The following is a 5,868-nucleotide window of genomic DNA, read 5'->3' as shown; positions in this document are numbered from 1 at the left end:
CGCCCTGCCAGGCCGCGGCGACCGCGCTGCGGCGCCCGGCGTCGGGCGCCATCCGCTGCAGCCGCGCGTGCGAGCCGCCGCGGCGTGAGGCGGGCGGCCGCCGTCCCTACAGCATCTGCCCGCCATCGACGATGATGGTCTGCCCCGTCACCCAGCGCGCGGCGGGGGAGGCGAGGAACATCGCCACCTCCGCCACCTCCTCCGGCGTCCCCAGCCTTCCGAACGGGATGCCGGACAGGATGGCGTTGTAGAGCTTGGGGTCGGAGGTCTTGCGTGCCTCCCACGACCCGCCGGGGAATTCGATGCTGCCGGGCGCGACCGCATTCGCGCGGATGCCCTTCGGCGCATACATCGCCGCCTGGGACTGCGTGTAGTTGATCAGCAGCGCCTTCACCGCGGCATAGGCGGGCGTGCGCGTGCTCGGGCGATACCCGGAGATTGAGGAGACGTTGACGATGCAGCCGCGGCTGGCCTCGAGGAAGGGCAGCGCGGCGCGGGTGGCGCGCACCGTCGCCATCACGTCCACCGACAGGCCCTGCGCCCAGTGCTCCTCGGTGTCCTGGCTGCCGAAGCCGGAGGCGTTGTTGACCAGCACGTCGATGCCGCCCAGCGCCTCCCCCGCTGCCGCGACATAGGCCAGCACGGCATCCTTGTCGCCGAGGTCGCAGGGCGCGGCATGCGCGGTGCCGCCGAGCGCGGCGATCTCCGCCCGCGTCGCCTCCAGCGGGCCGGGGCTGCGGGCGCAGAGCGAGACGGCGGCGCCGGCCTGGGCGAAGCCCAGCGCGATGCTGCGCCCGATGCCGCGGCTGCCGCCGCAGACCACCACCCGCCTGCCCGTGAAATCGACCATCCCTGCCTCCTCGACTGTCGGCGGCAGGCTCGCGCGCGGCGGGCGACGCTACAAGCCCCGGCGGGCGAGCCAGGCGGCGCGCAGCGCCTCGCCCGTCAGCAGGTCGGCGTATTTCTGGCCCAGGTCGAACAGGTTGGCCTCGTGCGGCGCCAATGCACGGTCGCCGACGCAGTCGGTCAGGCAGATGGTGCGGAAATTGTGCTGCAGCGAATCCACGGCGGTCGCCCGCACGCAGCCGGACGTGGTGCAGCCCGCGACCGCCACCGTGTCCACCCGCCGCATCGCCAGCCAGCCCGCCAGGTCGGTACCGAAGAAGGCCGAGGCATAGCGCTTGCGCAGCACCAATTCGCCCGGCCGCGGCGCCAGCGCCGGGACGATCTGCGAGAGCGGGCTGGTCTCGGTCAGCCGCAGCAGGGCGGGGACCTTGCGGGTGAAGATGCCGCCATCGCTGCCGTCATCGGCATAGACCACGCGGGTATGCGCCACCGGCCAGCCCTGGTCGCGGGCGAAGGCGAGCATCGGCACGGTCGCGGCGATGGCGTCCGCGATGTTGCCGCCGCCGAAGTGCCGCGGGTCGGTGAAGCCCTCGACGAAGTCGATGATGACCAGCGCCGGCGCCGCGCCGACCCCGCTCGCCTGGCCGAAGCCCTGCGCCGCATAGATCTCGTCCTCGGGGTGCCGCACGCGCCCGCCTCCGCTGTCCGGCGGAAGGCTACCGCGCCGCGTGCCCGACTCAAGGGTTGCCCGACCCGAAGGTTGCAAGGGCCCTCCGGCCCTCGCCGGGGGGAGCGACGCTCCCCCATGCCGGCCAGCATGGATGCTGGCCGGCATGATCATCGTGTTCGGCGCGCAGCCGCCACGCCAACCCTGCGCGCCGGCATCAGAGCCCCAGTTCCGCCCGGTACCGCCGGAAGCACGCCGCCCCGCATTCCAGCCGCATCAGCGCGCCCTCGGCGATGGCCGTCGCCCGCCGCGGGTCCTCCTCGACCAGCGGCTTGATCGCCTCGGCATTCCAGGCTGCGGAGTGCTTCACGTCCAGCACCGCGTGCAGGTCGAAATAGTGCCGGTCGCCCGCCGGCACCTTCAGCCGCTTCAGCCCCTTCGCCACCAGGGCGGAGCGGCCGGGCGCCGTCTGCTCGATGACGCCGAGCGCGCCGATGGACTGGAAGGCGTAGCGGCGGGTGGCGGCCAGCCCGGCCATGGTGTTCGCCAGCGCCAACGATTCCCACACCGTCGTCTCGATCCGCGGGTCGAGCTTGAGGCGATGCGCGAGCATGTCCAGCATCGGGCCATGCATGCCCTTCGGGTTGCCGCGGCCCATCTCGTCCCAGTAGTTGCGGGCGATCTCCAGTTTGGTCCGCTGCGGCATGCGCATCTGGGTCAGCGCCGCCAGGTCGTCGAAGCCGGCCTCGCCGGCGACTTCCTGCGTCAGGAACCAGCGCATCTGGTCCATGGAGGCCTGCGCCGCCAGCCAGGGAAACAGCGGGTCGCCCTGGCCCGGGCCGCTGCGGTCCAGTGCCTCGAACCAGGCGACGAAGCCGTCCGGGTCGGTCGGCGCCTGCGCCGCCCGGGCGGCCACGCGGGCGCGGCCGGCTGCCAGGAAGCGCCGCTCCTCCCGCTCCAGTGCCGCCATTTCCTCCGATTCCCGGTCGGCATCGCCCTCGGGCAGGGTCGGGGTGAAGCGGCGGCGGTTCAGCTCGCAGAGGCGACGCTGCAGCGCCTCCTGGCCGGCGTCATCCAGCGTGGTCGCGTGCAGGCTGCCTTCCGGCATGGACTGTTCCTCGGGTCTGGCGTTGTTGCCCGGCGACCGGCGCCCTGGGTCGTGCCCGCCGCCGGGGCAGGCACTCTCCGGGGCGGCACTCAGGGCGATCGCGGGTCGGTGGCCGTGAGAACCACGGCGGCGATGCGGTCGGCCCGCGCATAGGCCCCGCCTTCCAGCTCCTCGCCGAAGACGTCGGGATCCATCTCGCGGTAGTCCCAGGCGAAGCGCGTGCCGCGCAGGTGGCCTTCGGCGGCGGCGAGGAAGGCGTCCTCGCCCTCCACCATGGCGACGCCGGTGTAGAGGACCAGCGTGCCGCCGGGCGCGAGGCGGCCGAGCGCGGCGTCGAGGATGGCGACGGACAGCCCTTCCCCCAGCGCGCCGCCGCCATGCCGGTAGGCCCGCCGCCCGGGGTCGAGCAGATAGGGCGGGTTGGAGACGATCAGGTCGAACGCGCCCGTCGTCGCGGCGAGCAGGTCGCTCCGCATCGCCACGGCGCCCGGCGTGCCGGCCAGCGCCGCGTTGATGCGGGCGAGGCGCAGCGCCGCGTGATTGATGTCGAGCAGCGCCACCTCGGCCCCGGGATGCGCCCTGGCCACCAGGATGCCGCCCGGCCCGGCGCCGCAGCCGATATCGGCGGCGCGGCGGATGGGGGCCTGGCGGGCGGCCAGCGCCTGGTGGATGGCATCGGCGAAACGCACCGTGTCGGGGCCGAAGAACACCGCGTCCGGCGCGGTGGTCGGGTGGGCGGAATGGAGGAACAGCGCGCCCTGCAGCGTCGAGAGCCGAACGAGGCTGCGCCACAGCCCGTCCGCCGCCGGCGCCAGCACCTCGGCCCGGCGCATCAGGTCGAACAGGCCGGCGGGCAGCAGGTCCTCGGGGAAGGGCCGGCTCCAGCCGAAGACGTCGCGCAGGCCACGCGCCACGGCGGCCTCCGGCCTGGCATTCACCCGCGCCTGGGTCGCCGGCGTCACGGTGGTGAAGCGGTAGCCGGTGGCGCGGACCGCCTCCGCCAGCGCGAGCAGCGCGGCGTCGGCGGGGGGGAAGGCGGGGTCGGCAGGCATGCGCCGCCCGAACGGCCCTGGCCCTGTCAGGTTCCTGACAGTTGCGGAGGCGGCGCCGGCATCACCGTCCCGGACTGCGGCCCGGCATGGTCCGATGCCGGATGGGTTGATGCCTGATGGGTTGATGCTGGCGCGGCGGGGCGCATCTTGGCCGGGCATGCAGCTTCCCGCCCTTTTCGACCGCAACCCCCGCATCGCGCATGTGCGCCTGCAGGGGGCCATCGCCGCCCGCCCCGGCTTCGGCGGCGGCATCTCCCTCGCCACCACCGGCCCGGTGCTGGACAGGGCCTTCGCCCTCAAGCGCCTCGCCGCCGTCTTCCTCTCGATCAACTCCCCGGGCGGCTCGCCGGTGCAGTCCAGCCTGGTGGCGGCCCGCATCCGCCGCCTGGCGGAGGAGAAGAAGGTGCCGGTCATCGCCTGCGTCGAGGATGCCGCGGCCTCCGGCGGCTACTGGATCGCCTGCGCGGCGGACGAGATCGTCGCCGACCCGGCCAGCATCCTCGGCTCCATCGGCGTCATCGCCGCCGGCTTCGGCTTCCAGGAGGCGCTGGCGCGCTACGGGGTGGAGCGGCGGGTGCGCACGGCGGGGACCGAGAAGAGCTTCCTCGACCCCTTCCGGCCGGAGAGCCCGGAGGACCGCGCCCGGCTCGAGACCCTGCTCGAGGACCTGCATGGCGAGTTCCGCGCCTGGGTGGCCGCGCGCCGCGGCGACCGGCTGAAGGCGCCGCCGGAGCAGCTTTTCACCGGCCGGTTCTGGCCCGGGCGGAAGGCGGTGGAGCTGGGGCTGGCGGACCGGCTGGGCGATGCGGCGGGGGAGGCGAAGCGGCGCTTCGGCGAGAAGGCGCGGCTGGTGCCGATCGGCGGCCCGCGGCCACCCTTGCTGCGCCGGCTGCTGCCGGGCCTGTCGGCCGGGGGGCCTGTCCCTGCCCTTGCCGCCGAGGGGCTTCTCCCCGGCCTGTCGGTCGAGGCCATGATCGCGGCGCTGGAGGAACGCGCGGCCTGGGCCCGGCTGGGGCTGTAGAGCAGATCCCGCTCAGGTGGATCCACCTGAGCGGGTGAAGATGCTCGCCGATTCAAATGACTGGAGCAGATCCCGATCAGGTGGGATCACCTGAGCGGGTGAAGATGCTCGTGGAATCAGAAGACGAGGGCGGTTGCCGTGAGCCCTGGCGAACGGAAACCGCTCCAGGGCCGTTCGATCGGCCAGGATCGACGGCCGTCAGCATCGGTCCCGGATCGGCAGCGGCAGGCCGGCCAGCGGGCAGGGCTGGCCGGCCAGCAACTGGGCGGTGGCGAGCGTGACCGCGCTTTCCACCGCGCGGCGCCAGCCGGGCTGGCGGCCGCGGACTTCCCGCACGATCTGCCGCAGCAGGAAATCCAGCGTCTGGTCGCGGGCCAGGCGGCCCGGCCGCAGCCGCCCGTCCGGCCCCGGCAAGCCGGCCCGGTCGGCGATGCCGGCCAGGAAGCCGGCCGAAAGATGCAGCTGCAGCGCGCCCTTGGCGCCGGCGGCGTTGTACCACCAGGATGCGATGCCGGGCGGCAGCAGCAGCGCATCGCCGCGCCGGACGGCCAGGCGGATCGGCCGGGCGGCGCCGCTGCCTTCCAGCCGGCATTCGTTGCGGCTGGCCCCCAGCACCAGGATCAGCACGGCATTCGCCGTCTCCGGCGCCACCACCTCGACCGGGCCGGTGGCGCGCGGGGTCCGCCGCTGCAGCACCACGCCCCAGCCCTGCTCCGTCGGCAGCACCTGTTCCAGTTCCGGCAGGCGAGTCCAGCGGGCGGCGTCGTAGTCGGGTAGGCCGGTCCGGTGGTGCAACAGGGGCAGGGCGGCGCAGGTCATTGGCCAAGGCCGCCCTGCCGCCGCACCGCCCGCAGCAGGCGCGCCGGATCGGCGAAGCCGCAACGGGCCGCCACCGCCGCCGGCGGCAGGCCGGCGGCCAGCAGCGGCAGGGCACGCGCCACCCGGCGGCGGGCCAGGTAGGCCGCCGGCGTCTCCCCCTGCTCCGCCCGGAAGGCGCGCAGGAAGGCATGGCGCGGCATCCTCGCCAGGCCGGCAAGGTCGGCGAGGCTCAGGGGCTCGGCCAGCCGGTCCTCCATCGCCTGGCGCAGGGCGGCCAGCGCGGCGGCGCCCAGCCGCGGCTGCCCCCAGGCATTCTCGTTGGAGGGCGACGCATAGACCTCGTTGATCACGTTCG

The 5,868-nt window shown here is 74.4% G+C and carries 7 protein-coding genes; 1 reads left to right on the top strand and 6 read right to left on the bottom strand.

The window, feature by feature from the left end; genetic code table 11:
- Nucleotides 1-106: 106 nt before the first annotated feature.
- From E2C05_RS27805 to E2C05_RS27790, 4 genes are all read right to left on the bottom strand, one after another.
- Nucleotides 107-850, bottom strand: coding sequence for an SDR family NAD(P)-dependent oxidoreductase (locus E2C05_RS27805; protein WP_133222897.1), 744 nt, complete (start codon nucleotides 848-850; stop codon nucleotides 107-109).
- Between the two features lie 48 nt (nucleotides 851-898).
- Nucleotides 899-1,534, bottom strand: a complete 636-nt coding sequence (locus E2C05_RS27800) for an N-carbamoylsarcosine amidohydrolase (protein WP_240046923.1) — start codon at nucleotides 1,532-1,534, stop codon at nucleotides 899-901.
- A 196-nt stretch (nucleotides 1,535-1,730) separates the two neighbouring features.
- Nucleotides 1,731-2,621 carry an iron-containing redox enzyme family protein gene (locus E2C05_RS27795; RefSeq protein WP_133222895.1) on the bottom strand — a complete coding sequence of 297 codons (891 nt, stop codon included), beginning with the start codon at nucleotides 2,619-2,621 and terminating at the stop codon, nucleotides 1,731-1,733.
- Nucleotides 2,622-2,710: 89 nt separating this feature from the next.
- Nucleotides 2,711-3,673 carry a methyltransferase gene (locus E2C05_RS27790; RefSeq protein ID WP_133222894.1) on the bottom strand — a complete coding sequence of 321 codons (963 nt, stop codon included), beginning with the start codon at nucleotides 3,671-3,673 and terminating at the stop codon, nucleotides 2,711-2,713.
- A 157-nt stretch (nucleotides 3,674-3,830) separates the two neighbouring features.
- Here E2C05_RS27790 and E2C05_RS27785 point away from each other — a divergent pair, with 157 nt between their 5' ends.
- Nucleotides 3,831-4,694, top strand: coding sequence for a S49 family peptidase (locus E2C05_RS27785; protein WP_133222893.1), 864 nt, complete (start codon nucleotides 3,831-3,833; stop codon nucleotides 4,692-4,694).
- Nucleotides 4,695-4,892: 198 nt separating this feature from the next.
- Here E2C05_RS27785 and E2C05_RS35255 read toward each other — a convergent pair whose 3' ends face one another.
- Nucleotides 4,893-5,513, bottom strand: a complete 621-nt coding sequence (locus E2C05_RS35255; protein ID WP_133222892.1) for a hypothetical protein — start codon at nucleotides 5,511-5,513, stop codon at nucleotides 4,893-4,895.
- Nucleotides 5,510-5,868: helix-turn-helix domain-containing protein (locus E2C05_RS27775; protein WP_133222891.1), on the bottom strand; the 359-nt coding region annotated here is incomplete at its 5' end. The genes E2C05_RS27775 and E2C05_RS35255, both read right to left, overlap by 4 nt.

Origin of the sequence: Paracraurococcus ruber (assembly GCF_004353985.1) — a bacterium.
Taxonomy (GTDB): Bacteria; Pseudomonadota; Alphaproteobacteria; order Acetobacterales; family Acetobacteraceae; genus Paracraurococcus; species Paracraurococcus ruber.
The sequence above is the reverse complement of the archived record's forward strand: the minus strand, read 5'-3'. Positions and strand labels throughout refer to the sequence as shown.

Coding starts and splice junctions, on each gene's coding strand:
- E2C05_RS27805 (WP_133222897.1), bottom strand. CDS start 850: ATGGTCGATTTCACGGGCAGGCGGGTGGTGGTCTGCGGCGGCAGCCGC.
- E2C05_RS27795 (WP_133222895.1), bottom strand. CDS start 2,621: ATGCCGGAAGGCAGCCTGCACGCGACCACGCTGGATGACGCCGGCCAG.
- E2C05_RS27790 (WP_133222894.1), bottom strand. CDS start 3,673: ATGCCTGCCGACCCCGCCTTCCCCCCCGCCGACGCCGCGCTGCTCGCG.
- E2C05_RS27785 (WP_133222893.1), top strand. CDS start 3,831: ATGCAGCTTCCCGCCCTTTTCGACCGCAACCCCCGCATCGCGCATGTG.
- E2C05_RS35255 (WP_133222892.1), bottom strand. CDS start 5,513: ATGACCTGCGCCGCCCTGCCCCTGTTGCACCACCGGACCGGCCTACCC.